General features: G+C 63.8%; 29 protein-coding genes. 28 read left to right on the forward strand and 1 reads right to left on the reverse strand.

The features are described from left to right. Window positions 1-216 precede the first annotated feature (216 nt). The 28 genes from rpoB to rpmD all read left to right on the forward strand — a co-directional run bounded on the left by rpoB (window position 217) and on the right by rpmD (window position 24564). Window positions 217-4362 (forward strand): DNA-directed RNA polymerase subunit beta, encoded by a 4146-nt coding sequence (gene rpoB / locus PXD02_RS03675; protein ID WP_275105601.1) that lies wholly within the window; start codon window positions 217-219, stop codon window positions 4360-4362. A gap of 49 nt (window positions 4363-4411) precedes the next feature. Further along, on the forward strand, window positions 4412-8644 hold the full coding sequence (rpoC, locus tag PXD02_RS03680) for a DNA-directed RNA polymerase subunit beta' (protein ID WP_275105602.1): 4233 nt from the start codon (window positions 4412-4414) through the stop codon (window positions 8642-8644). A 137-nt stretch (window positions 8645-8781) separates the two neighbouring features. Next, on the forward strand, window positions 8782-9252 hold the full coding sequence (locus tag PXD02_RS03685; RefSeq protein ID WP_275105603.1) for a YccF domain-containing protein: 471 nt from the start codon (window positions 8782-8784) through the stop codon (window positions 9250-9252). Window positions 9253-9344: 92 nt separating this feature from the next. After that, entirely contained in the window at window positions 9345-10283 is a 939-nt protein-coding gene (locus tag PXD02_RS03690) for a DMT family transporter (RefSeq protein WP_275105604.1), read from the forward strand. Window positions 10284-10668: 385 nt separating this feature from the next. Further along, the gene (gene rpsL, locus PXD02_RS03695) at window positions 10669-11040 is read left to right on the forward strand and encodes a 30S ribosomal protein S12 (RefSeq protein WP_022705687.1); all 372 of its coding nucleotides are present in this window, start codon (window positions 10669-10671) and stop codon (window positions 11038-11040) included. Between the two features lie 12 nt (window positions 11041-11052). Next, on the forward strand, window positions 11053-11523 hold the full coding sequence (rpsG, locus tag PXD02_RS03700; protein ID WP_130991679.1) for a 30S ribosomal protein S7: 471 nt from the start codon (window positions 11053-11055) through the stop codon (window positions 11521-11523). Between the two features lie 18 nt (window positions 11524-11541). Next, window positions 11542-13665 (forward strand): elongation factor G, encoded by a 2124-nt coding sequence (gene fusA, locus PXD02_RS03705; RefSeq protein ID WP_275105605.1) that lies wholly within the window; start codon window positions 11542-11544, stop codon window positions 13663-13665. Window positions 13666-13746: 81 nt separating this feature from the next. After that, window positions 13747-14922: an elongation factor Tu gene (gene tuf, locus PXD02_RS03710; RefSeq protein ID WP_275105588.1), complete on the forward strand. Its 1176-nt coding sequence runs from the start codon at window positions 13747-13749 to the stop codon at window positions 14920-14922. 272 nt (window positions 14923-15194) lie between these two features. After that, window positions 15195-15503 (forward strand): 30S ribosomal protein S10, encoded by a 309-nt coding sequence (gene rpsJ / locus PXD02_RS03715; protein ID WP_089386317.1) that lies wholly within the window; start codon window positions 15195-15197, stop codon window positions 15501-15503. Between the two features lie 10 nt (window positions 15504-15513). Continuing rightward, window positions 15514-16410 carry a 50S ribosomal protein L3 gene (rplC, locus tag PXD02_RS03720; RefSeq protein WP_275106350.1) on the forward strand — a complete coding sequence of 299 codons (897 nt, stop codon included), beginning with the start codon at window positions 15514-15516 and terminating at the stop codon, window positions 16408-16410. Further along, complete coding sequence (gene rplD, locus PXD02_RS03725) at window positions 16407-17027, forward strand: 50S ribosomal protein L4 (protein ID WP_275105606.1); 621 nt, start codon at window positions 16407-16409, stop codon at window positions 17025-17027. Before rplC ends, rplD begins: the two co-directional genes overlap by 4 nt. Next, complete coding sequence (locus PXD02_RS03730; protein WP_275105607.1) at window positions 17024-17320, forward strand: 50S ribosomal protein L23; 297 nt, start codon at window positions 17024-17026, stop codon at window positions 17318-17320. The genes rplD and PXD02_RS03730 overlap by 4 nt, the downstream gene beginning before the upstream one ends. Before the next feature lie 94 nt (window positions 17321-17414). Next, complete coding sequence (gene rplB / locus PXD02_RS03735; RefSeq protein ID WP_275105608.1) at window positions 17415-18254, forward strand: 50S ribosomal protein L2; 840 nt, start codon at window positions 17415-17417, stop codon at window positions 18252-18254. Between the two features lie 3 nt (window positions 18255-18257). Beyond that, window positions 18258-18536, forward strand: coding sequence for a 30S ribosomal protein S19 (gene rpsS / locus PXD02_RS03740; RefSeq protein WP_126155998.1), 279 nt, complete (start codon window positions 18258-18260; stop codon window positions 18534-18536). A 5-nt stretch (window positions 18537-18541) separates the two neighbouring features. Next, on the forward strand, window positions 18542-18922 hold the full coding sequence (rplV, locus tag PXD02_RS03745; protein WP_275105609.1) for a 50S ribosomal protein L22: 381 nt from the start codon (window positions 18542-18544) through the stop codon (window positions 18920-18922). Further along, the gene (gene rpsC, locus PXD02_RS03750; RefSeq protein ID WP_275105610.1) at window positions 18922-19638 is read left to right on the forward strand and encodes a 30S ribosomal protein S3; all 717 of its coding nucleotides are present in this window, start codon (window positions 18922-18924) and stop codon (window positions 19636-19638) included. The genes rplV and rpsC overlap by 1 nt, the downstream gene beginning before the upstream one ends. 11 nt (window positions 19639-19649) lie before the next feature. Next, a complete protein-coding gene (rplP, locus tag PXD02_RS03755) occupies window positions 19650-20063 on the forward strand; it encodes a 50S ribosomal protein L16 (protein WP_089386325.1) in 414 nt (137 codons plus the stop codon). A 192-nt stretch (window positions 20064-20255) separates the two neighbouring features. Continuing rightward, the gene (gene rpmC, locus PXD02_RS03760; protein WP_126156002.1) at window positions 20256-20462 is read left to right on the forward strand and encodes a 50S ribosomal protein L29; all 207 of its coding nucleotides are present in this window, start codon (window positions 20256-20258) and stop codon (window positions 20460-20462) included. Between the two features lie 10 nt (window positions 20463-20472). Further along, a complete protein-coding gene (rpsQ, locus tag PXD02_RS03765; protein WP_275105611.1) occupies window positions 20473-20718 on the forward strand; it encodes a 30S ribosomal protein S17 in 246 nt (81 codons plus the stop codon). Between the two features lie 76 nt (window positions 20719-20794). Next, window positions 20795-21163, forward strand: coding sequence for a 50S ribosomal protein L14 (rplN, locus tag PXD02_RS03770; RefSeq protein WP_010400243.1), 369 nt, complete (start codon window positions 20795-20797; stop codon window positions 21161-21163). Beyond that, complete coding sequence (rplX, locus tag PXD02_RS03775) at window positions 21163-21468, forward strand: 50S ribosomal protein L24 (protein ID WP_275105612.1); 306 nt, start codon at window positions 21163-21165, stop codon at window positions 21466-21468. Before rplN ends, rplX begins: the two co-directional genes overlap by 1 nt. Beyond that, a complete protein-coding gene (gene rplE / locus PXD02_RS03780) occupies window positions 21468-22028 on the forward strand; it encodes a 50S ribosomal protein L5 (protein ID WP_275105613.1) in 561 nt (186 codons plus the stop codon). The genes rplX and rplE overlap by 1 nt, the downstream gene beginning before the upstream one ends. Before the next feature lie 17 nt (window positions 22029-22045). Beyond that, window positions 22046-22351: a 30S ribosomal protein S14 gene (rpsN, locus tag PXD02_RS03785; RefSeq protein WP_275105614.1), complete on the forward strand. Its 306-nt coding sequence runs from the start codon at window positions 22046-22048 to the stop codon at window positions 22349-22351. Window positions 22352-22360: 9 nt separating this feature from the next. After that, a complete protein-coding gene (gene rpsH / locus PXD02_RS03790) occupies window positions 22361-22759 on the forward strand; it encodes a 30S ribosomal protein S8 (RefSeq protein WP_275105615.1) in 399 nt (132 codons plus the stop codon). Between the two features lie 10 nt (window positions 22760-22769). Further along, the gene (gene rplF, locus PXD02_RS03795; protein ID WP_275105616.1) at window positions 22770-23303 is read left to right on the forward strand and encodes a 50S ribosomal protein L6; all 534 of its coding nucleotides are present in this window, start codon (window positions 22770-22772) and stop codon (window positions 23301-23303) included. A gap of 12 nt (window positions 23304-23315) precedes the next feature. Next, window positions 23316-23675: a 50S ribosomal protein L18 gene (gene rplR / locus PXD02_RS03800; RefSeq protein WP_275105617.1), complete on the forward strand. Its 360-nt coding sequence runs from the start codon at window positions 23316-23318 to the stop codon at window positions 23673-23675. Between the two features lie 112 nt (window positions 23676-23787). Then, on the forward strand, window positions 23788-24366 hold the full coding sequence (rpsE, locus tag PXD02_RS03805; protein WP_126156010.1) for a 30S ribosomal protein S5: 579 nt from the start codon (window positions 23788-23790) through the stop codon (window positions 24364-24366). A gap of 12 nt (window positions 24367-24378) precedes the next feature. Further along, window positions 24379-24564 (forward strand): 50S ribosomal protein L30, encoded by a 186-nt coding sequence (rpmD, locus tag PXD02_RS03810; RefSeq protein ID WP_103173018.1) that lies wholly within the window; start codon window positions 24379-24381, stop codon window positions 24562-24564. 76 nt (window positions 24565-24640) lie between these two features. Here rpmD and PXD02_RS03815 read toward each other — a convergent pair whose 3' ends face one another. Beyond that, window positions 24641-25600 (reverse strand): IS481 family transposase, encoded by a 960-nt coding sequence (locus PXD02_RS03815; RefSeq protein WP_275105618.1) that lies wholly within the window; start codon window positions 25598-25600, stop codon window positions 24641-24643. Window positions 25601-25602 lie beyond the last annotated feature (2 nt).

The following is a 25602-nucleotide window of genomic DNA, read 5'->3' on the forward strand; positions in this document are numbered from 1 at the left end:
GTTGAAAAAGGGCAGGGTTCGGGGTTTCCCGGTCCCTGCCGAACCTGTCTTGAAGGGCGGTCTGGATCAGACAATCCTTCAGGGCATGTTCGAGGTTCGGGAGCGGCGCGGTGGGACGCGCGGCACGAATGGAACCTTATCCCCCTGCATTCGTAGGCCCGTGTCCTGGGTGCCCCGACCTGGACCGCGCGCGAAGACGAAAGGTGACAAGACCCCATGGCGCAATCCTATGTCGGCCAGAAGCGTATCCGGCGCTATTACGGCAACATCCGCGAAGTGCTGGAGATGCCGAACCTGATCGAGGTTCAGAAATCCTCCTACGACCTGTTCCTGAACTCGGGTGAGGGCGAGGGCCATCACGACGGCGAAGGCATCCAGGGCGTGTTCCAGTCGGTCTTCCCGATCAAGGACTTCAACGAGACCGCGACGCTGGAATTCGTGAAATACGAGCTTGAGCGCCCGAAATACGACGTGGACGAATGCCAGCAACGCGACATGACCTATGCCGCGCCGCTGAAGGTGACGCTGCGCCTGATCGTGTTCGATGTCGATGAAAACACCGGCGCCAAGTCGGTCAAGGACATCAAGGAACAGGACGTGTTCATGGGCGACATGCCCCTGATGACCACGAACGGGACGTTCATCGTGAACGGCACCGAACGCGTCGTCGTGTCGCAGATGCACCGGTCGCCCGGCGTGTTCTTCGATCACGATCGCGGCAAGACCCATTCCTCGGGGAAATTGCTGTTCGCCTGCCGGATCATCCCCTATCGCGGGTCGTGGCTGGATTTCGAATTCGACGCCAAGGATCTGGTCTTCGCGCGCATCGACCGCCGCCGCAAACTGCCGGTGACGACGCTGCTTTACGCGCTCGGCATGGACCAGGAAGGCATCATGGACGCCTTCTACGAGACCGTGGACTATACCCTGCGCCGCGAGGGCCGGTCGCAGGGCTGGGTCACGCGCTTCTTCCCCGAACGCGTGCGCGGCACCCGTCCGGCCTATGACCTGGTGAATGCCGAAACCGGCGAGATCATCGCCCAGGCCGGGGACAAGGTCACGCCGCGCCTGGTCAAGAAATTGCAGGAATCGGGCGAGGCCCTGAACCTGCTGGTCCCGTTCGAGCGGATCATCGGCCGCTTCGTGGCCAAGGATATCGTGAACGACACCACCGGCTTCATCTATGCCGAGGCGGGCGACGAGATCACGGCGGAATACGACCGCGACGGCGAGCTGAACGGCGGCCTGCTCAAGGTGCTGCTGGACAACGGCATCACGGAGATCCCGGTGCTGGACATCGACCACGTGAACGTCGGCCCCTATATCCGCAACACCATGGCCGCCGACAAGAACATGGGCCGCGAAGGCGCGCTGATGGACATCTATCGCGTCATGCGTCCGGGCGAGCCGCCCACCGTCGAGGCCGCGCAGAACCTGTTCAACAGCCTGTTCTTCGACAGCGAACGCTATGACCTGTCCGCGGTGGGCCGGGTCAAGATGAACATGCGCCTGGATCTGGACGCGCCCGACACCCAACGCACCCTGCGTTCCGACGATATCGTGGCCTGCGTGCGCGGGCTGGTCGAACTGCGCGACGGCAAGGGCGAGATCGACGACATCGACCACCTGGGCAACCGCCGGGTGCGTTCGGTGGGCGAGCTGATGGAGAACCAGTATCGCGTCGGCCTGCTGCGCATGGAACGCGCGATCCGCGAGCGCATGTCGGGCGTGGAAATCGACACGGTGATGCCGCAGGATCTGATCAACGCCAAGCCGGCGGCGGCTGCGGTGCGCGAATTCTTCGGCTCCAGCCAGCTGTCGCAGTTCATGGACCAGACCAACCCGCTGTCCGAGGTGACGCACAAGCGCCGCCTGTCGGCGCTTGGGCCGGGCGGTCTGACCCGCGAACGCGCGGGCTTCGAGGTGCGCGACGTTCACCCGACCCATTACGGCCGGATGTGCCCGATCGAGACGCCGGAAGGCCAGAACATCGGCCTGATCAACAGCCTGGCGACCTTTGCCCGCGTGAACAAATACGGCTTCATCGAAACCCCCTATCGCAAGGTCATCGACGGCCAGGTCACCGATGACGTGGTCTATATGTCCGCGACCGAGGAGATGCGTCACACCGTGGCCCAGGCCAACGCGACGCTGGATGCGGATGGCCGCTTTGTCGATGAACTGATCTCGACCCGTCAGGCGGGCGATTTCACGCTGAACCCGGTCGATGCCATCGACCTGATCGACGTGTCGCCGAAACAGCTTGTCTCGGTCGCCGCCGCGCTGATTCCGTTCTTGGAAAACGACGACGCCAACCGTGCGTTGATGGGGTCGAACATGCAGCGTCAGGCGGTGCCGCTGCTGCGGGCCGAGGCGCCCTTCGTCGGCACCGGCATGGAGGGCACCGTCGCCCGCGATTCCGGCGCGGCCATCATGGCCCGCCGCGGCGGCGTGATCGACCAGGTCGATGCGCAGCGGATCGTTGTGCGGGCGACCGAAGGGCTGGAATCCGGCGATGCGGGCGTGGACATCTATCGTCTGCGCAAGTTCAAGCGGTCCAACCAGTCCTCGACCATCAACCAGCGTCCGCTGGTCAAGGTGGGCGACAAGGTCGTGGGCGGCCAGGTGATCGCGGACGGTCCCTCGACCGACCAGGGCGAGCTTGCCATCGGCCGGAACGTGGTCGTGGCCTTCATGCCTTGGAACGGCTACAACTACGAGGACTCGATCCTGATTTCCGAGCGGATCCACCGCGACGACGTGTTCACCTCGATCCATATCGATGAATACGAGGTTGCGGCCCGCGACACGAAGCTGGGGCCCGAGGAGATCACCCGCGACATCCCGAACGTCGGCGAGGAGGCGCTGCGCAACCTCGACGAGGCCGGCATCGTCTATATCGGCGCCGAGGTCGGGCCGGGTGACATCCTGGTGGGCAAGATCACCCCCAAGGGCGAAAGCCCGATGACGCCGGAAGAAAAGCTTCTGCGCGCCATCTTCGGCGAAAAGGCGTCCGACGTGCGCGACACGTCCTTGCGCCTGCCGCCGGGGGCTTACGGGACCATCGTGGAAGTCCGCGTCTTCAACCGCCACGGTGTGGACAAGGACGAACGCGCGCTTCAGATCGAGCGCGAGGAAGTCGAGCGACTGGCCCGCGACCGCGACGACGAACAGGCGATCCTGGACCGCAACATCTATGCGCGCCTGAAATCGCTGATCCTGGGCAAGACCGCCGTGAAAGGCCCCAAGGGCATCAAGGCCAATTCCGAGATCACCGAGGATCTGCTGGGCACGCTGTCGCGCGGCCAGTGGTGGCAGCTTGCCGTCAGCGAGGAAGACACCGCCAAGGAAGTCGAGGCGCTGAACCATCAATACGACCTGCAAAAGAAGGCCCTCGAAGCCCGCTTCGAGGACAAGGTCGAAAAGGTCCGCCAGGGCGACGACCTGCCGCCGGGCGTGATGAAGATGGTCAAGGTCTTTGTCGCCGTGAAGCGCAAGCTGCAGGCGGGCGACAAGATGGCCGGGCGTCACGGCAACAAGGGCGTCGTGTCCAAGGTGGTGCCCATCGAGGACATGCCGTTCCTGGCCGACGGCACCCCGGTCGACCTGGTGCTGAACCCGCTGGGCGTGCCCTCGCGCATGAATGTCGGGCAGATCCTGGAAACCCATATGGGTTGGGCGGCGCGTGGCCTCGGCCTCAAGATCGACGAGGCGCTGGAAGAGTATCGCCGCAATGGCGACATGACCCCGGTCCGCGAGGCGATGCGCATCGGCTATGGCGACGAGATGTATGCCGAAACCTTCGACGGCATGGACGACGATCTGCTGGTCGAACACGCCAACACCGTGCGCACCGGCATTCCGATCGCCACCCCGGTCTTCGACGGCGCCAAGGAAGCCGACGTGAACGACGCGCTGACCCGCGCCGGATTCGACACCTCGGGGCAGTCGGTGGTCTTCGATGGCCGTTCGGGCGAACAGTTCGCCCGCAAGGTCACCGTCGGCATGAAGTATATCCTGAAGCTGCATCACCTTGTCGACGACAAGATGCACGCGCGGTCAACCGGCCCCTACAGCCTGGTCACCCAGCAGCCGCTGGGCGGCAAGGCGCAGTTCGGCGGGCAGCGCCTGGGTGAGATGGAGGTCTGGGCGCTGGAAGCCTATGGCGCCGCCTATACCTTGCAGGAAATGCTGACGGTCAAGTCGGACGACGTGGCGGGCCGGACCAAGGTCTATGAATCCATCGTCAAGGGCGACGACAACTTCGAGGCCGGCGTGCCGGAATCCTTCAACGTGCTGGTCAAGGAGGTCCGGGGTCTGGGCCTCAACATGGAACTCCTGGATGCGGAGGAGGAGGAGTGAGGGCCACGGCTCTCACCACCTTCCCCGTGCCCTTCATTAGGAATTGAGAATGAACCAGGAACTTGCCACCAATCCCCTGAACCCGCTGGCCCCGCCGCGGCAGTTCGACGAAATCAAGATCTCGCTGGCCTCGCCCGAGGAAATCCTCGCCTGGTCCTATGGCGAGGTGAAGAAGCCCGAGACCATCAACTATCGCACGTTCAAGCCGGAACGTGACGGTCTGTTCTGCGCGCGCATCTTCGGTCCGATCAAGGACTATGAATGCCTGTGCGGCAAATACAAACGGATGAAATATCGCGGCCTGGTCTGCGAGAAATGCGGCGTCGAGGTGACCCTGCAAAAGGTCCGCCGCGAGCGCATGGGCCATATCGAACTGGCCGCGCCCGTCGCCCATATCTGGTTCCTGAAATCGCTGCCCAGCCGCATCGGGCTGATGCTGGACATGACGCTGCGCGATCTGGAACGGATCCTGTATTTCGAGAACTATGTGGTGATCGAGCCGGGCCTGACCGATCTGACCTATGGCCAGTTGCTGTCCGAGGAGGAATTCCTCGACGCGCAGGACAACTATGGCGCCGACGCCTTCCAGGCCGATATCGGCGCCGAGGCGATCCGGGCGATGCTGGCCAATATCGACCTGGCCGCGACCGCCGACCAGTTGCGCGAGGATCTGAAGGAAGCCACCGGCGAGTTGAAGCCGAAGAAGATCATCAAGCGCCTGAAGATCGTCGAGAGCTTCCTGGAATCCGGCAACCGCCCGGAATGGATGGTGCTGACCGTGATCCCGGTCATCCCGCCGGAACTGCGTCCGCTGGTGCCGCTGGATGGCGGCCGGTTCGCCACGTCCGACCTGAACGACCTCTATCGCCGCGTCATCAACCGCAACAACCGCCTGAAGCGCCTGATCGAGCTTCGCGCGCCCGACATCATCGTGCGCAACGAAAAGCGGATGTTGCAGGAATCGGTCGATGCGCTGTTCGACAACGGCCGTCGCGGCCGCGTGATCACGGGCAACAACCGTCGCCCGCTGAAATCGCTGTCGGACATGCTGAAGGGCAAGCAGGGCCGGTTCCGCCAGAACCTTCTGGGCAAGCGCGTGGACTTCTCGGGCCGTTCGGTCATCGTGACCGGGCCGGAGCTGAAGCTGCACCAGTGCGGGCTGCCGAAGAAGATGGCGCTGGAGCTGTTCAAGCCGTTCATCTATTCGCGGCTTGAGGCGAAGGGCCTCAGCAGCACCGTCAAGCAGGCCAAGAAACTGGTCGAGAAGGAACGCCCCGAGGTCTGGGACATCCTGGACGAGGTGATCCGCGAACATCCGGTCCTGCTGAACCGCGCGCCGACGCTGCACCGCCTGGGCATCCAGGCGTTTGAACCCATCCTGATCGAGGGCAAGGCGATCCAGCTTCACCCGCTGGTCTGTTCGGCCTTCAACGCCGACTTCGACGGCGACCAGATGGCGGTTCACGTCCCCCTCTCGCTGGAAGCCCAGCTTGAGGCGCGCGTCCTGATGATGTCGACGAACAACGTTCTGTCGCCCGCCAACGGCGCGCCGATCATCGTGCCCTCGCAGGACATGGTTCTGGGCCTGTATTACGTCTCGATGCAGCGCGACGGCATGAAGGGCGAGGGCATGGCCTTCGCCAATGTGAACGAGGTCGAACATGCCCTTGCCGCTGGCGAGGTGCATCTGCACGCGCGTATCACCGCGCGTATCAAGCAGATCGACGAGAACGGCAACGAGGTCGTCAAGCGGTTCGAGACCACGCCGGGCCGCGTGCGGCTGGGCGCGCTGCTGCCGATGAACGCCAAGGCGCCCTTCGAACTGGTCAACCGGCTGCTGCGCAAGAAGGACGTGCAGGTCGTCATCGACACCGTCTATCGCTACTGCGGGCAGAAGGAATCGGTGATCTTCTGCGACCAGATCATGGGCCTGGGCTTCCGCGAGGCGTTCCGCGCCGGCATCAGCTTCGGCAAGGACGACATGGTGGTGCCCGACAACAAATGGACCATCGTCGAGGAAGTCCAGGACCAGGTGAAGGAGTTCGAGCAGCAATATCTCGACGGCCTGATCACCCAGGGCGAGAAATACAACAAGGTCGTGGACGCCTGGTCGAAATGCAACGACCGCGTGACCGAGGCCATGATGGCGACGATCTCGGCCACCAAGAAGGACGCGAACGGCGCCGAGATGGAGCCGAACAGCGTCTATATGATGGCCCATTCCGGCGCGCGGGGTTCGACCAACCAGATGAAGCAGCTGGGTGGGATGCGCGGGCTGATGGCCAAGCCCTCGGGCGAGATCATCGAGACGCCGATCATCTCGAACTTCAAGGAAGGTCTGACCGTTCTTGAATACTTCAACTCGACCCACGGCGCGCGGAAGGGCCTGTCGGACACGGCGTTGAAGACGGCGAACTCGGGCTATCTGACGCGGCGTCTGGTGGACGTGGCGCAGGATTGCATCATCCGCGAACACGACTGCGGGACCGAGCAGGGGATCACCGCTTCGGCGGCGGTCAACGACGGCGAGGTCATCAGCCCGCTGTCCGAACGCGTGCTGGGCCGGACCGCGGCCGAGGACGTGCTGGTTCCGGGCGCTGACGAGATCATCGTCCGCAGGAACGAGCTGATCGACGAACGCAAGGCCGATGCCATCGAACAGGCGGGCGTGCAGTCGGTCCGCATCCGGTCTGCCCTGACCTGCGAGTCGGAGGACGGGGTCTGCGCGCTTTGCTATGGCCGGGATCTCGCGCGCGGCACGCTGGTCAATATCGGCGAGGCTGTCGGCATCATCGCCGCGCAGTCGATCGGCGAGCCGGGCACGCAGCTGACGATGCGGACCTTCCACATCGGCGGCATCGCGCAGGGCGGCCAGCAGTCCTTCCAAGCCGCCTCGCACGAGGGCACGGTCCAGTTCCGCAACGAGAACATCCTGACCAACGCCAATGGCGAGCAGGTCGTGATGGCGCGCAACATGCAGCTGGTCGTCGTCGACGACCAGGGGCAGGAACGCGCCAGCCACAAGCTGTTCTACGGCTCGAAGCTGTTCGTGAAGGAAGGCGAGCGGGTCCTCCGTGGCGCCAAGCTGTTCGAATGGGATCCCTATACCCTGCCGATCATCGCCGAAAAGGCCGGTGTGACGAAGTTCGTGGACCTGCTGTCGGGGATCTCGGTCCGCGACGAGACGGACGATGCGACCGGCATGACGCAGAAGATCGTGACCGACTGGCGTTCCGCGCCGAAAGGCAACGATCTGAAGCCCGAAATCATCATCATGGATGAGAACGGCGATCCGGTGCGCAACGAACAGGGCAACCCGATCAGCTATCCGATGTCGGTGGACGCGATCCTGTCGGTCGAAGACCAGCAGGAAATCCGCGCCGGCGACGTGGTGGCGCGGATCCCGCGCGAAGGCGCCCGGACCAAGGACATCACCGGGGGTCTGCCCCGCGTGGCCGAACTGTTCGAGGCCCGTCGTCCCAAGGATCACGCGATCATCGCCGAGATCGACGGCTATGTGCGCTTTGGCAAGGACTACAAGAACAAGCGCCGCATCACCATCGAGCCGTCGGAAGAAGGGCGCGCGCCCGTCGAATACATGGTGCCGAAAGGCAAGCACATCCCGGTGCAGGAAGGCGACTTCGTGCAGAAGGGTGACTATATCATGGACGGCAACCCGGCCCCGCACGACATCCTGCGGATCATGGGGATCGAGGCGCTTGCGGATTACCTGATCGACGAGGTGCAGGACGTCTACCGGCTGCAAGGTGTGAAGATCAACGACAAGCATATCGAGGTGATCGTCCGCCAGATGCTGCAAAAGATCGAGATCACCGACAGCGGCGACACCACCCTGCTGAAAGGCGAGCATGTCGAGCGCGACGAGTTCGAGGAAGAAAACGCCAAGAGCGAAGCCAAGGGGGGCCGCCCGGCCACCGGGGAACCCGTGCTGCTGGGCATCACCAAGGCCAGCTTGCAGACCCGCAGCTTCATCTCGGCCGCGTCCTTCCAGGAAACGACCCGCGTGCTGACCGAGGCCGCCGTTCAGGGCAAGCGCGACAAGCTGCTGGGCCTGAAGGAGAACGTCATCGTCGGCCGTCTGATCCCGGCAGGCACGGGCGGCGCCACCGCCCGCGTCCGCCGCATCGCGACCGAACGCGACGCCGAGGTGATCGAGGCGCGCCGCGCCGAGGCCGAAGCCGCCGCGGCGCTGATCGCCCCGGCGATGGAGACCACGGCACCGGAAATGGTCGTCGACCTGCCCGAAGACCGCGACGAGTGATCGTTTCCGCATGACATGCGAGGGCCCGGCGGCAATGCCGGGCCTTTTGCGTTTCGGACGCCCTCTCCGATGCGGTTCACGACTTCTTAACGATTTCATGAGATGCCGCAGAGAACCGAAGTAAAAAGGATTTGTGGATGCGATTCGCGGGCAATGTGATCTGGTTCGTGTTGGGGGGCTGGTACACCGCTCTGTTCTGGCTGGCGGGGGCGGCCGTATTCGCCGTTTCCATCGTGGGGCTGCCGCTGACGCGCGCCGCCATCGAAATGGCGAAGATGTCGGCCTGGCCTTTTGGCAAGGAGGTCGTCCACATCCGCGACCTGGACCGCAAGACCCTCTCGGCCACGACCGCCGCCACCGGCACGATAGGCTTCGTCTTTAACGTCCTGTGGGCCTGCACCTTCGGCATCCTGCTGTTCCTGTCCTATCTTCTCGCCGGGATCCTGTGTTGCCTGACCATCATCGGCATTCCCTTCGGGCTGCAAAGCTTCAAGCTGGCAGGGATATCCTTCTGGCCCGTCGGGCGGCGCGTGGTTCCGGTCGAGGCCGCAAGGCTGGTGCGCGACGAAAGGGCCGCCGATCTGGTCGCAAGCTATCGGCGGGCCTAGGCTGCGTGGGGTTGCGTATCCCGCAAAATCCTCTTGCCCGATCCGGTGGCAATGCCTAACGGGAAAGCACCGTTCCCCTGGTGAAACCGGCCATGCGCACCCCCATCCTGTCCCCGATCCGGCGCGTCCGGCCTGCTTCGGTTCGTCCGCTGGCGCACAAGCCGGGGGACAACCTGCACGGCGCGGCGCTGATGACGCTGTGCATGGTGGCTTTCGGCCTGAACGACACGGTGATGAAGTTCGTCGTGCAGGACATGCCGCTGTATCAGGCGATCGCCCTGCGCGGGCTGTTCGCCATGGCCTTCATCGCCGCCCTGGCGCCCCGGATGGGCGGGCTTTCGCTGCGCATCCCCGCGCAAGCGCGCCGGCCGATGTTCTGGCGGCTGGTCGGAGAGATCGCCTCGACCATCCTGTTCCTGAACGCCTTGCAGAACATGGCGATGGGCGACGTGTCGGCGATCATGCAGGCGCTGCCGCTGGCGGTGATGGTCACGGCGGCGCTGTTCTTCAACGAGACGCTGGGCTGGCGCCGGATCGGCGCCGTGATCGTGGGGTTCCTGGGTGTGCTGCTGATCCTGCGGCCGGGGGGGAATGTGTTCGGCCTGTGGGCCGTCGTCGCGCTTGCGGCCATGGCGATGATCGTGCTGCGCGACATGGCGACGCGCGGCTTCGGGAAAGAGATCAGTTCCGCCACCATCGCCTTTTACGCGGCGACCGGCGTGACCGCGACGGGCTTCGCCGTCAGCCTGGCCCGCGAATGGGTGATGCCCAGCGGCGCGCAGGTGCTGCTGCTGATCCTCGGCAGCGTGTTTCTGACGGTGGGCTATGTCAGCGCGGTGGCGTCGATGCGGGTGGGGGAAATCTCCTATGTCGCGCCGTTCCGCTATACCTCGCTGCTCGTGGCGATCGCGATGGGGCTGATCGTGTTCGGCGAATGGCCCGACCTGTGGACCTGGGCCGGGTCGGCCCTGGTGGTCGCGGCCGGGATCTATACCATCCTGCGCGAGGCGCGGCCGGGCATGGTCCGCTGATGCGGGTGCCGATGCCGGGCCTGCCTTGGGACATCGCGCCCGAGGCCCCGGACCGGGGCAGCCGGCCCTGCGCTTCGGCCTGGATCGCGCGGTCCTGGACGGCCTTGGGCGGCGCCTGGGCAAGGGGGTCGGCGTCGGGCCGTCATGTTGACAGCCCAGGCGATTCCCCTTATACGCCCCACACCCGCCGGGAAACCGGCCGGGGACCAGAACCTTTCGTGGTCACGATCCTGGCCGTAACTGCCTCGATCCTCTGGAATTTTTCCCGTCCACCCCGGTTACCGGGGCAGGATGGGTTTGGCATTTCGCGATTCGCGCGACATGCCGTCGAGAAGCGGCGCAACCAGCCGGTTGCGAGTATTGACAGAGCAAGACGGGGAACCGAATGCCGACGATCCAACAGCTGATCCGCAAGCCGCGGCAGCCCAAGGTGCAGCGCTCGAAGTCGCAGCACCTGCAAGGCTGTCCGCAGAAACGCGGCGTCTGCACGCGCGTCTATACCACGACGCCGAAGAAACCGAACTCCGCCATGCGGAAGGTCGCCAAGGTGCGGCTGACCAACGGGTTCGAGGTCATTTCCTATATTCCGGGCGAAAAGCACAACCTCCAGGAACACAGCGTCGTGCTGATCCGCGGCGGCCGCGTGAAAGACCTTCCGGGTGTCCGCTACCACATACTGCGCGGTGTGCTGGATACCCAGGGCGTCAAGGATCGTCGCCAGCGCCGTTCGAAATACGGCGCCAAGCGTCCGAAATAAGGAGAGACATCGATGTCCCGTCGTCACGCCGCTGAAAAGCGCGAAGTCCTGCCCGACGCCAAATTCGGCGATCGCGTGCTGACCAAATTCATGAACAACCTGATGGTTGACGGCAAGAAATCGGTTGCCGAGCGCATCGTCTATTCGGCCCTGGACCGCGTCCAGACCCGCCTGAAGCGCGAACCGATCGAAGTCTTTCACGAGGCGCTGGAAAACGTGAAACCGTCCGTCGAGGTGCGGTCGCGCCGCGTCGGCGGCGCCACCTATCAGGTGCCGGTCGAGGTCCGTCCGATCCGCCGCGAGGCGCTGGCGATCCGCTGGCTGATCACCGCCGCCGCCAAGCGCAACGAACACACCATGGAAGAACGTCTTGCGGGCGAACTGGCCGATGCCGTGAACGGCCGCGGCACTGCCGTGAAGAAACGCGAAGACACGCACAAGATGGCCGACGCGAACAAGGCGTTCAGCCACTACCGCTGGTAAGGCGAAAGGATCCAGACCATGGCACGCGAATATCCGCTGCAGCGTTACCGTAACTTCGGCATCATGGCCCATATCGACGCCGGCAAGACGACAACGACCGAGCGTATCCTTTTCTACACGGGTAAGAACCACAAGATGGGCGAAACCCACGAGGGTGCGTCCACCATGGACTGGATGGAGCAAGAGCAGGAGCGCGGCATCACGATCACGTCTGCCGCGACCACCACGTTCTGGCAGCGCCAGGAAGACCCGACCACCGAGGGCACCTCGGAGACCAAATACCGCTTCAACATCATCGACACGCCGGGCCACGTGGACTTCACCATCGAGGTCGAGCGTTCGCTGGCCGTGCTGGACGGCGCGATCTGCCTGCTGGACGGCAACGCCGGTGTCGAGCCGCAGACCGAGACCGTGTGGCGCCAGGCCGACCGTTACAAGGTTCCGCGGATCGTCTTCGTCAACAAGATGGACAAGATCGGCGCGGATTTCTTCAACTGCGTCCGCATGATCAAGGACCGCACCGGCGGCACCCCGTGCCCGATCGCCCTGCCGATCGGCGCCGAGGACACGCTGGAAGGCATCGTCGACCTGATCAAGATGGAAGAATGGGTCTGGAAGGGCGAGGATCTGGGCGCCAACTGGATCCGCCAGCCGGTCCGCGACGACCTGAAGGGCGTTGCCGAGGAATGGCGCGCCAACATGATCGAACTGGCCGTCGAACAGGACGACGATGCCATGGAAGCCTATCTGGAGGGCAACGAGCCCGACGAGGCGACCCTGCGCAAGCTGATCCGCAAGGGCACGCTGTCGCTGTCCTTCTTCCCGGTGATGGCCGGTTCGGCGTTCAAGAACAAGGGCGTGCAGCCGCTGCTGAACGCGGTGATCGACTTCCTGCCGTCGCCGATCGACGTTCCGGCGCTGATGGGCTTTGCCCCCGACGACGAGACCGAGACCCGCAATATCGAGCGTTCGGCCGATGATGCGCAGCCCTTCTCGGCCCTGGCGTTCAAGATCATGAACGACCCCTTCGTCGGCTCGCTGACCTTCACGCGTCTCTATTCCGGTCAGCTCAAGAAGGGCGACCAGATGCTGAACTCGACCAAGGGCAAGCGCGAGCGCGTCGGCCGGATGATGATGATGCACGCCATCAACCGCGAAGAGATCGAGGAAGCCTTTGCGGGCGACATCATCGCGCTGGCGGGCCTGAAGGACACCACCACGGGCGATACGCTGTGCGATCCCGCCAAGCCGGTGGTTCTGGAAACCATGACCTTCCCGGAACCGGTGATCGAGATCGCCGTGGAGCCCAAGTCCAAGGCAGACCAGGAGAAGATGGGCCTTGCCCTTCAGCGCCTGTCCGCCGAGGATCCGTCCTTCCGCGTCGAGACCGATCTGGAATCGGGCCAGACCATCATGAAGGGCATGGGCGAACTTCACCTCGATATCCTGGTCGACCGCATGAAGCGCGAGTTCAAGGTCGAGGCGAATATCGGCGCCCCGCAGGTGGCCTATCGCGAAACCATCAGCCAGCCGGCCGAGATCGACTATACGCACAAGAAACAGACCGGCGGCACCGGCCAGTTCGCCCGCGTCAAGCTGGCGATCAACCCGACCGAGCCGGGCGAGGGGTATTCCTTCGAATCCAAGATCGTCGGCGGCGCGGTGCCCAAGGAATACATTCCGGGCGTCGAAAAGGGCATCAAGTCGGTCATGGACTCGGGTCCGCTGGCGGGCTTCCCGGTGATCGACTTCAAGGTCGCGCTGCTGGACGGTGCCTTCCATGACGTCGACTCCTCGGTCCTGGCCTTCGAGATCGCCTCGCGCGCTGCCATGCGCGAAGGTCTGAAGAAGGCGGGCGCCAAGCTGCTGGAACCGATCATGAAGGTCGAGGTGGTGACGCCCGAGGAATATACGGGCTCGATCATCGGCGACCTGACCAGCCGCCGCGGCATGGTCCGTGGCCAGGATTCGCGCGGCAACGCCAATGTCATCGACGCCTTCGTGCCGCTGGCCAACATGTTCGGCTATATCAACAACCTGCGTTCGATGTCCTCGGGCCGCGCGGTGTTCACGATGCAGTTCGACCATTACGAGGCCGTGCCGCAGAACATCTCGGACGAGATCCAGAAGAAATACGCATAACGGCGGTGCGTGGGAAACCACGCACCCTACCACCCCCGTAGGGTGCGTGCTTGCACGCACCGTCACCAACAAGGAGCCATCATGGCAAAGGCAAAGTTTGAACGGACGAAACCGCACGTCAACATCGGGACGATCGGTCACGTTGACCACGGCAAGACGACGCTGACGGCTGCGATCACGAAGTATTTCGGCGAGTTCCGCGCCTATGACCAGATCGACGGCGCGCCCGAGGAGCGGGCTCGGGGGATCACGATCTCGACCGCGCATGTGGAATACGAATCGGAAAACCGCCACTATGCCCATGTGGACTGCCCCGGCCACGCGGACTACGTGAAGAACATGATCACCGGCGCGGCGCAGATGGACGGCGCGATCCTGGTGGTGAACGCCGCCGACGGCCCGATGCCGCAGACGCGCGAACACATCCTGCTGGGCCGCCAGGTGGGCATCCCCTATATGGTCGTCTATCTGAACAAGGTCGACCAGGTGGACGACGAGGAGCTGCTGGAACTGGTCGAGATGGAGGTGCGCGAGCTGCTGTCCTCCTACGATTATCCGGGCGACGACATTCCGATCATCAAGGGCTCGGCGCTGGCGGCGCTGGAAGGCCGCGACAAGGAGATCGGCGAGGATTCGATCCGGGCGCTGATCGCGGCGGTGGACGACTACATCCCGACGCCCGAGCGCGCGGTGGACCAGCCGTTCCTGATGCCGATCGAGGACGTGTTCTCGATCTCGGGCCGGGGCACGGTTGTCACCGGCCGGATCGAGCGCGGCGCGGTGAACGTGGGCGACGAGCTTGAGATCGTGGGCATCCGCGACACCAAGAAGACCACCTGCACCGGCGTCGAGATGTTCCGCAAGCTGCTGGATCGCGGGGAAGCCGGCGACAACGTGGGCGTCCTGCTGCGCGGCATCGACCGCGACGGGGTGGAGCGCGGCCAGGTTCTGTGCAAGCCGAAATCGGTGAACCCGCACACGACCTTCGAGGCCGAGGCCTATATCCTGACCAAGGAAGAGGGCGGCCGCCACACGCCGTTCTTCGCGAACTATCGCCCGCAGTTCTACTTCCGCACGACGGACGTGACGGGGACGGTGAAGCTGCCCGAGGGTACCGAGATGGTGATGCCGGGCGACAACCTGAAGTTCGAGGTCGAGCTGATCGCGCCGATCGCGATGGAGGAAAAGCTGCGCTTCGCGATCCGCGAGGGCGGCCGCACCGTCGGCGCCGGCGTGGTCTCCAAGATCATCAAGTGATCCGACGCCAGGGCGACAATGCAAAGGGCCGTCTCCGAAAGGGGGCGGCCTTGTTTATGGGGGTGCCGATTCCGGGCGATCCGGCCTTGACGCTGACCCGCCAAAACGGCTATACGCCCCCATCGCAGTCGGATCCGCCCCAGGATGAGATTCGCCTGTCTTGCGCGCGGCCGCCTTCTGGGCGGCCTGCTCTTATTTTACACGGTCCGATGCTGGCGCCGCGTGGTGCGATGTCAGCCTCTCGACTGGAACTCCCCGTCAGAGGGATGACTATGCAAAGTCAGAATATCCGCATCCGGCTGAAGGCGTTCGATTACCGCGTGCTGGAAGCCAGCACCCAGGAAATCGTCAACACCGCCAAGCGCACCGGCGCGACCGTTCGCGGCCCGATTCCGCTGCCGAACAAGATCGAGAAATTCACCGTCCTGCGCGGCCCTCACATCGACAAGAAGTCGCGCGACCAGTGGGAAATCCGCACCCACAAGCGCCTGCTGGACATCGTCGATCCGACGCCCCAGACCGTTGACGCGCTGATGAAGCTCGACCTCGCCGCCGGCGTGGATGTCGAGATCAAGGTGTAAGGAGGGGATGATGCTGCGTACTGGTATTATCGCCAAGAAACTGGGCATGACCCGGCTGTTCCTGGAAGACGGCCGTCAGGTTCCGGTGACCGTCCTGCAACTGGACAGCCTGCAAGTCGTCGATCAGCGCACCGTGGCCCGCGACGGCTATACCGCCGTGCAACTGGGCGCGGGGGAAGCCAAGGCCAAGCGCACCACCGCCGCGATGCGCGGTCACTTTGCCAAGGCCAGCGTCGCGCCCAAGCGCAAGATCGCGGAATTCCGCGTGGCCGAGGAAAACCTGATCAATGTGGGCGAGGAAATCACCGCTGACCATTACTTCGCCGGTCAGTATGTGGACATCGCCGGCACCTCGATCGGTAAAGGTTTTGCGGGCGCGATGAAGCGTCACAATTTCGGCGGTCTGCGCGCCTCGCACGGCGTGTCGATCAGCCACCGCTCGCATGGTTCGACCGGCCAGTGCCAGGACCCCGGCAAGGTGTTCAAGGGCAAGAAGATGGCGGGTCACCTGGGCGCCGTCCGCGTCACCACGCAGAACCTGCAAGTGGTGCGCACCGACGCCGACCGTGGCCTGATCATGGTCAAGGGCTCGGTTCCCGGTTCCAAGGGCGGCTGGGTCACGATCAAGGACGCCGTGAAGAAAGCGACGCCCGAGAACGTGATCTATCCGGCCGCGCTGAAATCGGCCGCTGACGAAGCCCGCCGCTTGGCCGAGGCCGCCGCCGCCGAGGCCGCCGCTGCGGAGGAAGCCGCCCGCGAGGCTGCTGCTGCCGAGGCCGCCGCTGCCGAGGAAGCCGCATTGGCCGAAGCGCAGGCGTCCATCGCCGCCGACAAGGACGCTGCCGATCCGAACGCCGACAAGGCTTCTGATGGTGCGGAAGCTGCGCCCGAAGGAGACAAAGAATGAAACTCGATGTGATCAAGCTGGATACCGGCAAGGCCGGTGAAATCGAGCTGGCCGACGAGATCTTCGGGCTGGAGCCGCGCGGCGACATCCTGCAGCGCGTCGTCCGCTGGCAGCGCGCCAAGGCGCAGGCGGGCACCCATTCGGTGCTGGGCAAGTCGGATGTCAGCTATTCGACCAAGAAGATCTATCGCCAGAAGGGCACCGGCGGCGCCCGCCACGGTTCCCGCAAGGCGCCGACCTTCCGTCACGGCGGCACCTACAAGGGCCCGACCCCGCGTTCGCACGCCTTCGATCTGCCGAAGAAGGTGCGCGCCCTGGGCCTGCGCCATGCCCTGTCGGCGAAAGCCACGGCCGGGGAACTGGTCATCATCGAGGATCTGAACCTCGCCGATGCCAAGACCGCCGCCGTCGCCAAGGCCGTCAAGGAAAACGGCTGGAAGCGCGTGCTGGTGATCGACGGTGCCGAGGTCAACGAAGGCTTCGCCCGCGCCGCCCGCAACATCGAAGGCGTGGACATCCTGCCGTCGATGGGCGCCAACGTGTATGACATCCTGAAGCGCGACACGCTGGTGATCACGCGGTCGGGCGTCGAAGCTCTGGAGGCTCGGTTGAAATGAGCGTGAAAGCTGAACATTACGACGTGATCGTCAAGCCGATCATCACCGAAAAAGCCACCATGACGTCGGAAAATAACGGCGTGGTCTTCCAGGTGTCCAAGGACTCGAGCAAGCCGCAGATCAAGCAGGCGGTCGAGGCCCTGTTCGGCGTCAAGGTGAAGGCGGTCAACACCACCATCACCAAGGGCAAGCAGAAGCGGTTCCGGGGCATCCTGGGCCGTCGCAGCGACGTGAAGAAGGCCTATGTGACCCTGGAAGAGGGTAACACTATCGACGTGTCCACCGGACTCTGATAGCAGGCGGAACTCTGCGGCCCCGGGGCAACCGGGGCCGCGATCTTTTGACGACAACGGACCACCCTGGTCCAAAGCAACGGAAGACAGAAAGATGGCATTGAAGTCGTATAAACCGACGACGCCTGGCCAGCGCGGGCTGGTTCTGATCGACCGTTCGGAGCTTTGGAAAGGTCGCCCGGTCAAGTCCCTCACCGAGGGGTTGACCAAGAACGGCGGTCGGAACAACACCGGACGGATCACCATGCGCCGCAAGGGCGGCGGGGCAAAGCGCCTGTATCGCATCGTCGATTTCAAGCGCACCAAGTTCGACATGGCCGCCGTGGTGGAACGGATCGAATACGATCCCAACCGCACCGCCTTCATCGCCCTGATCGGCTATGAGGATGGCGAGCGCGCCTATATCCTGGCGCCGCAGCGCCTGGCTGTCGGCGACAAGGTCGTCGCGGGCGCCAAGGTCGACGTGAAGCCCGGCAACGCCATGCCCTTCAGCGGGATGCCGATCGGCACGATCGTCCACAATGTCGAGCTGAAGCCCGGCAAGGGCGGCCAGATCGCCCGTTCGGCGGGCACCTATGCCCAGTTCGTGGGCCGCGACGGCGGCTATGCCCAGATCCGCCTGTCCTCGGGCGAATTGCGTCTGGTGCGTCAGGAGTGCATGGCGACCATCGGCGCCGTGTCGAACGCGGATCACTCGAACCAGAACCTGGGCAAGGCCGGCCGCAACCGCCACAAGGGCATCCGTCCCAGCGTGCGCGGTGTGGCGATGAACCCCATCGACCACCCGCATGGCGGCGGCGAGGGCCGGACCTCGGGCGGCCGCACGCCGGTCACGCCTTGGGGCAAGGACACCAAGGGCAAGAAGACCCGCAGCAACAAGGCGACCGACAAGTATATCTTGCGCTCGCGTCACACGAAGAAGAAGGGCCGCTGATCCATGGCACGTTCTATCTGGAAAGGCCCCTTTGTTGACGCCTATGTGCTCAAGAAGGCGGAGAAGGCCCGCGACTCGGGGAAATCCGATGTCATCAAGATCTGGTCGCGTCGTTCGACCATCCTGCCGCAGTTCGTCGGCCTGACCTTCGGCGTCTATAACGGGCAGAAGCACATCCCCGTTGCCGTGACCGAAGAGATGATCGGCCAGAAATTCGGTGAATATTCGCCTACGCGGACCTATTACGGCCACGCGGCGGACAAGAAAGCCAAGAGGAAGTAATCGTCATGGGTAAGGAAACCAATCCGCGCCGCGTGGCGGAGAACGAAGCATTCGCAAAGACCAAGGGTCTGCGCACCTCGCCGCAGAAGCTGAACCTGGTGGCGGCGCTGATCCGCGGCAAGAAGGTGGACAAGGCCCTGGCCGACCTGACCTTCTCGCACAAGCGGATCGCGGGCGACGTGAAGAAATGCCTGCAATCGGCGATCGCGAATGCCGAGAACAACCACGGGCTTGATGTCGACAACCTGGTCGTCGCCGAAGCCTGGGTCGGCAAGAACCTGGTGATGAAGCGCGGCCGTCCGCGGGCGCGTGGCCGTTATGGCAAGATCATGAAGCCGTTTTCGGAAATCACCATCAAGGTGCGCCAAGTCGAGGAGCAAGCGTAATGGGTCAGAAGGTCAATCCGATCGGTATGCGCCTCCAGGTCAACCGCACCTGGGACAGCCGCTGGTATGCCGACGACAAGGACTATGGCAATCTGCTGCTTGAAGACCTGAAGATCCGGGCCTTCATCAAGACGGAAGCCAAGCAGGCCGGCATCAGCCGCGTGATCATCGAGCGTCCGCACCGCAAGTGCCGGGTGACGATCCATGCCGCGCGTCCGGGCGTGATCATCGGCAAGAAAGGCGCCGATATCGAGGTCCTGCGCACCAAGCTGGCGAACTTCACCAAATCCGAAGTTCACCTGAACATCGTCGAGGTCCGCAAGCCGGAAGTCGATGCGGCCCTGGTGGCTGAATCGATTGCCCAGCAGCTGGAGCGTCGGGTCTCGTTCCGCCGCGCCATGAAGCGCGCGGTGCAGAACGCGATGCGCATGGGTGCCCTGGGCATCCGCGTGAACGTGTCGGGCCGTCTTGGCGGCGCCGAGATCGCGCGGACCGAATGGTATCGCGAAGGCCGTGTGCCGCTGCACACCCTGCGCGCCGACATCGACTATGCGCTGGCCGAAGCCACGACCCCCTACGGGATCATCGGGGTGAAGACCTGGATCTTCAAAGGCGAGATCATGGAGCACGACCCCCAGGCCCGCGACCGCAAGGCCGCCGAGGCTCAGGAAGGTCCGGCGCCCCGTGGTCCCCGCCGTGACCGCGACTCGCGCTAAGGAGCTTAATCATGCTGCAACCGAAACGGACCAAGTTCCGCAAACAGCACAAGGGCCGGATCCATGGTGAAGCCAAGGGCGGTTTCGCCCTGAACTTCGGATCCTTCGCGCTGAAGGCCACCGAGCCCGAGCGCGTGACCGCCCGCCAGATCGAGGCGGCCCGCCGCGCGATCACCCGCCACATGAAGCGTCAGGGCCGGGTCTGGATCCGGATTTTCCCGGACGTGCCGGTGTCCTCGAAGCCGACCGAGGTGCGGATGGGCAAGGGCAAGGGCGCCATCGACTTCTGGGCCGCCCGCGTCCATCCCGGCCGCATCATGTTCGAGATCGACGGCGTGTCCGACGAGATCGCGCGCGAGGCCCTGCGCCTGGGCGCCAACAAGCTGCCGGTCCTGACCCGCATCGTGGCGCGCGAGGACTGGTAAGCGGCGGGGTGAAACCCGCGCTGTGAAAAGACCCCGCCGGGCGACTGGCGGGGTTTCCCTTTCCGGGACGGGAAGGGCTTGCATCATCCGGCCTTTGCCTGTATGGGACGGCCTTCATCACGAAACTCCACCGGGAATCAGGGTGGCCCTGCGATGCAGGGGCTCTCCGGTGATGTTGAAAGGAACAGGCGCATGAAGGCGCAGGATCTGACGTCGAAGACGCCCGACCAGTTGAAGGATCAACTGATCGCGCTGAAGAAAGAGGCTTTCAACCTCCGCTTCCAGCAGGCCACCGGCCAGCTTGAAAGCACCGCCCGGATGCGCGCCGTGCGCCGCGACGTGGCCCGTGTGAAGACCATTCTGAACCAGAAGGCGGCGGAAGCCGCCGCAGCGAACTGAGGAGCGGCCCATGCCCAAACGCATCCTGCAAGGCCGCGTCACCAGCGACAAGAACGAACAGACCGTCACCGTTCTGGTCGAGCGCCGCTTCAAGCACCCGCTGCTGCACAAGACCGTTCGTTCGTCCAAGAAATACCGGGCGCATGACGCGAACAACCAGTTCAAGATCGGCGACATCGTTCGCATCGTCGAATGCGCGCCGATCTCGAAGACGAAACGCTGGACTGTCCTGACGGACGAAGCGGTTACCGCGTAAGTCCATCATCACAGATCAGAAATGATCGAAACCCTGGGGCCGCAGGACGCGGTCCCCAAAGGTCGGGAGAAACCAAATGATCCAGATGCAGACCAATCTGGATGTCGCTGACAACTCCGGCGCGCGCCGGGTTCAGTGCATCAAGGTCCTAGGTGGTTCGCACCGTCGCTATGCGTCGGTGGGCGACATCATTGTCGTGTCCGTCAAGGAAGCCATCCCGCGGGGCCGGGTGAAGAAGGGCGACGTCCGCAAGGCCGTCGTCGTCCGCACCGCCAAGGAAGTGAAGCGCGAGGACGGCACGTCCATCCGCTTCGACCGCAACGCCGCCGTCATCCTGAACAACCAGGGCGAGCCGGTCGGCACCCGGATCTTCGGGCCGGTCGTCCGCGAGCTGCGCGCGAAGAACTTCATGAAGATCATCTCGCTTGCGCCGGAGGTGCTGTAATGGCTGCCAAGCTGAAAAAGGGCGACAAGGTCGTCGTGCTGGCCGGCAAGGACAAGGGCAAGCAGGGCGAGATCACCGCCGTCATGCCCAAGGACAACAAGGCCATCGTTGACGGCATCAACATCGCGATCCGTCACCAGCGTCAGACGCAGACCTCGCAAGGCGGCCGCACGCCCAAGGCGATGCCGATCGACCTGTCGAACCTGGCGCTTCTGGACAAGAACGGCAAAGCGACCCGCGTCGGCTTCCGCCTGGAAGACGGCAACAAGGTCCGTTTCGCCAAGACCACGGGAGACGTGATCTGATGCTGGACGCAAGCAAATACACGCCGCGCCTGAAGTCGGTTTACCGCGAGACGATCCGGGCCGCGCTGAAGGAAGAATTCGGCTACAAGAACGACATGCAGATCCCGCGTCTGGACAAGATCGTCCTGAACATGGGCATCGGCGAGGCCGTCAAGGACACCAAGAAGGTCAAGCAGGGCGCCGAGGAACTGTCGCTGATCGCCGGCCAGAAGGCCGTGATCACCAAGGCGAAGAACTCGATCGCCGGCTTCCGCGTGCGCGAGGAAATGCCGCTGGGCGCGAAAGTGACCCTGCGCGGCGACCGGATGTACGAATTCCTGGACCGCCTGATCAACGTCGCGCTGCCGCGCGTCCGCGACTTTCGCGGCGTCAAGGGCACCTCGTTCGACGGCCGCGGCAACTATGCCATGGGCCTGAAGGAGCACATCGTGTTCCCGGAAATCAACTTCGACAAGGTCGACGAAGTTCTGGGGATGGACATCATCATCTGCACCACGGCGCCGACCGACGCCGAAGCGAAAGCGCTGTTGAAGCATTTCAACATGCCCTTCAACAGCTGATCGCGGAGGTAAGAGATATGGCAAAGAAATCCATGGTCGAGCGCGAGAAGAAGCGCGAGCGTCTGGTCGCGAAATTCGCCGCCAAGCGCGCCTCTCTGAAAGAGGTCATCAACAACCAGTCCCTGCCGATGGAAGAGCGGTTCAAGGCTTCGCTGAAGCTGGCCGAACTGCCGCGCAATTCGTCGGAGACGCGTCTGCACAACCGGTGCCAACTGACCGGCCGTCCGCACGCGTATTACCGCAAACTGAAACTGTCGCGGATCATGCTGCGCGAGCTTGGCTCGCAAGGTCAGATCCCCGGCCTTGTCAAATCCAGCTGGTAAGGGGGCAACATGTCGATGAACGATCCTCTCGGCGATATGCTGACCCGCATCCGCAATGCGCAGATGCGCGGCAAATCGACCGTGCGCACCCCGGCCTCCAAGCTGCGCGCTTGGGTTCTGGACGTGCTGAAAGCCGAAGGCTACATCCGCGGCTATGACGAAGTCACCACCGATGCCGGTCACAAGGAACTGGAAATCGGTCTGAAATACCATGACGGCACCCCGGTCATCCGGGAACTGTCGCGTGTGTCGAAACCCGGCCGCCGCGTCTATGCGGGCGCCCGGGAAATCCCGCAGGTCCGTCAGGGTCTGGGCGTCTCCATCGTCTCGACCCCCAAGGGCGTCATGTCGGATGCAGCGGCTCGCAATGCCAATGTCGGCGGCGAAGTCCTCTGCACCGTGTTCTAAGGAGGGCAGAATGTCTCGGATTGGTAAGAAGCCGGTCGTGCTGCCCAAGGGCGTGACGGCCGAGATCAAGGGTCAGACGATCGAAGTGAAGGGGCCGAAAGGCACCCGCAGCTTCACGGCGACCGACGATGTGGATCTGGTGCTGGACGAAGGCGCGGTCGCGGTGAAACCGCGCGGAACTTCGAAACGCGCCCGCCAGCAATGGGGCCTGACCCGCTCGATGGTGGAAAACCTGACGGTCGGCGTGTCGGAAGGCTTCAAGAAGGAACTGGAAATCCAGGGCGTCGGCTATCGTGCGCAGATGCAGGGCAAGACCCTGAAGCTGGCCCTGGGCTATTCGCATGACGTGAACTTCGAAACGCCGGACGGCGTGACGATCACGGCGCCGAAGCAGACCGAAATCATTGTGGAAGGCATCGACCAGCAGCTTGTTGGTCAGGTGGCCGCGAACATCCGCGAGTGGCGCCGCCCCGAGCCCTACAAGGGCAAGGGCATCCGCTACAAGGGCGAGTTCGTCTTCCGCAAGGAAGGCAAGAAGAAGTAAGGGGCGCATGAAATGGCACTGAAAAAGCAAGAGCTGTTCGCAAAGCGCCGCCTGCGCGTTCGCAACAAGCTGCGGGCGATGTCGAACGGCCGTCCGCGTCTGTCGGTCCACCGCTCGTCGAAGAACATCTCGGTCCAGGTCATCGACGACCTGAACGGCGTGACCCTGGCCTCGGCCAGCACGCTGGAGAAGGACTTCGGCCTGGTCGGCAAGAACAACGTCGAGGCCGCGGCCAAGATCGGCGCCGCGATCGCCGAGCGTGCGAAGGCTGCGGGCGTCGAGGACGTCGTCTTCGACCGTGGCGGCTTCATCTTCCACGGCAAGGTGAAGGCCCTGGCCGACGCCGCCCGCGAAGGTGGCCTGAAGTTCTGATCCTGCGGGTGGCGGCACACGCCACCCCGATGATCCGGGGGGCGGCCTGTCAAGGCTGCCCCACCTGGATTGAACAAACCGGCGCAAAGCGCCACCTGTAAAGGAATGCCATATGGCAGAACGTGACAACCGCCGGGGCCGCCGCGAAGAGCGCGAGGAAAACCCGGAATTTCAGGATCGCCTTGTCGCGATCAACCGCGTGTCGAAAACCGTCAAGGGTGGCAAGCGCTTCGGCTTTGCAGCCCTGGTCGTCGTCGGCGACCAGCGTGGCCGCGTCGGCTTCGGCAAGGGCAAGGCCAAGGAAGTCCCCGAGGCGATCCGCAAGGCGACCGAGCAGGCCAAGCGTTCGCTGGTTCGCGTGCCCCTGCGCGACGGCCGCACCCTGCACCACGACATCGAAGGCCGCCACGGCGCGGGCAAGGTGATCATGCGCACCGCCGTTCCGGGCACGGGCATCATCGCCGGTGGTCCGATGCGCGCCGTGTTCGAGATGCTGGGCGTGCAGGACGTCGTCGCGAAATCGCAGGGTTCGCAGAACCCCTACAACATGATCCGCGCGACGCTGGACGGCCTGAAGAAGGAAGCCAGCCCCCGCTCGGTCGCGCAGCGTCGGGGCAAGAAGGTGGCCGACATCCTGCCGCAGGACAACAAGCCTGCTGCCGAAGCCGCCGCCGAAACCGTCGAAGCGTAAGGAGACAGGCGAATGGCAACCATCGTCGTCAAGCAGATCGGCAGCCCGATCCGCCGCCCCGCCATCCAGCGTGAGACGCTGAAGGGCCTGGGCCTGAACAAGATGAACCGCACCCGCGAACTGGAGGATACCCCCTCGATCCGCGGGATGGTCGCCAAGATCCCGCATCTGGTGACGATCATCGAAGAAAAAGCCTAATCCGCAAGGACCGCTGATGAAACGCCCCGGAGGAATCCGGGGCGTTTTCGTTTGTCCGCGTCGGGCAGTGCAGGCGTTAACTGTTCAGTCCCGGCATCTGGTGGATCGGGTTTAGGATGAATCTGTCTGGCTCTGATGTCCAGATCTTGCAGATGTATTCGTAGGGCGTGAGGCCGCCGAGGGTCTTGAGCCTACGCGCGAAGTTGTAGGCTGCCATGAAGTCGGCGAGATGCGTGCGGAGCTCGTCGTGGCTGGTGTAGTGAAAGCGTTTGACGGTGGCGTCCTTGATCGTGCGGTTCATCCGCTCGACCTGACCGTTGGTCCACGGGTGGTTGGGCTTCGTCAGGCGGTGCTCAATGCCGTTGGCCTCGCAGATCATGTCAAAGCGCATAGGTCTGGAATAGATGGTGTTCCGGTTCCGAGGCTGCTCGGCGAACTGAATACCGTTGTCGGTGAGGATGGTATGGACCTGATAGGGCACGGCTTCGAGCATGTGCTGCAGGAACTCCCAAGCTGTCTTCCTGTCCGCCTTGTCGACGAGCTGGGTCACGGCAAACTTGCTCGTGCGGTCAATGCCGACGAACAGGTAAAGCTTGCCTTCAGCAGTCTGCACCTCGGCGATGTCGATATGAAAGAAGCCGATAGGGTAGCGCTTGAACTTCGACCGTTTCGGCTTGTCGCCTTCCACGTCGGGCAGTCGAGAGATGCCGTGGCGCTGAAGGCACCGATGCAGCGCTGAGCGTGTCAGGTGTGGAATTGATGGCTGCAGGGCATAGAGGCAGTCGTCCAGCGGCAAAAGCGTGTGCAGCCTGAACGCGACGATGGCCGCCTCCTCGGCTTCTGTCAAAACCGTGGAGCGTGGCTCCTTCGGCCCTGTCTTGAGATCATCGACCGTCGCTCGCTTGCGCCACTTCGCCACTGTCTTGGGGTTAATGCCGAGCTCCCGGCTCAGCGTCGCGAGCGAAGCTTGCGATCGTTGTATTGCAGCTCTGACGGCGTGCGTGGTCGTGGCGCTCCCGTGACGAACCTGGCCCATAA

The sequence above is a fragment of the Paracoccus sp. S3-43 genome (genome assembly GCF_029027965.1).
GTDB lineage: Bacteria > Pseudomonadota > Alphaproteobacteria > Rhodobacterales > Rhodobacteraceae > Paracoccus.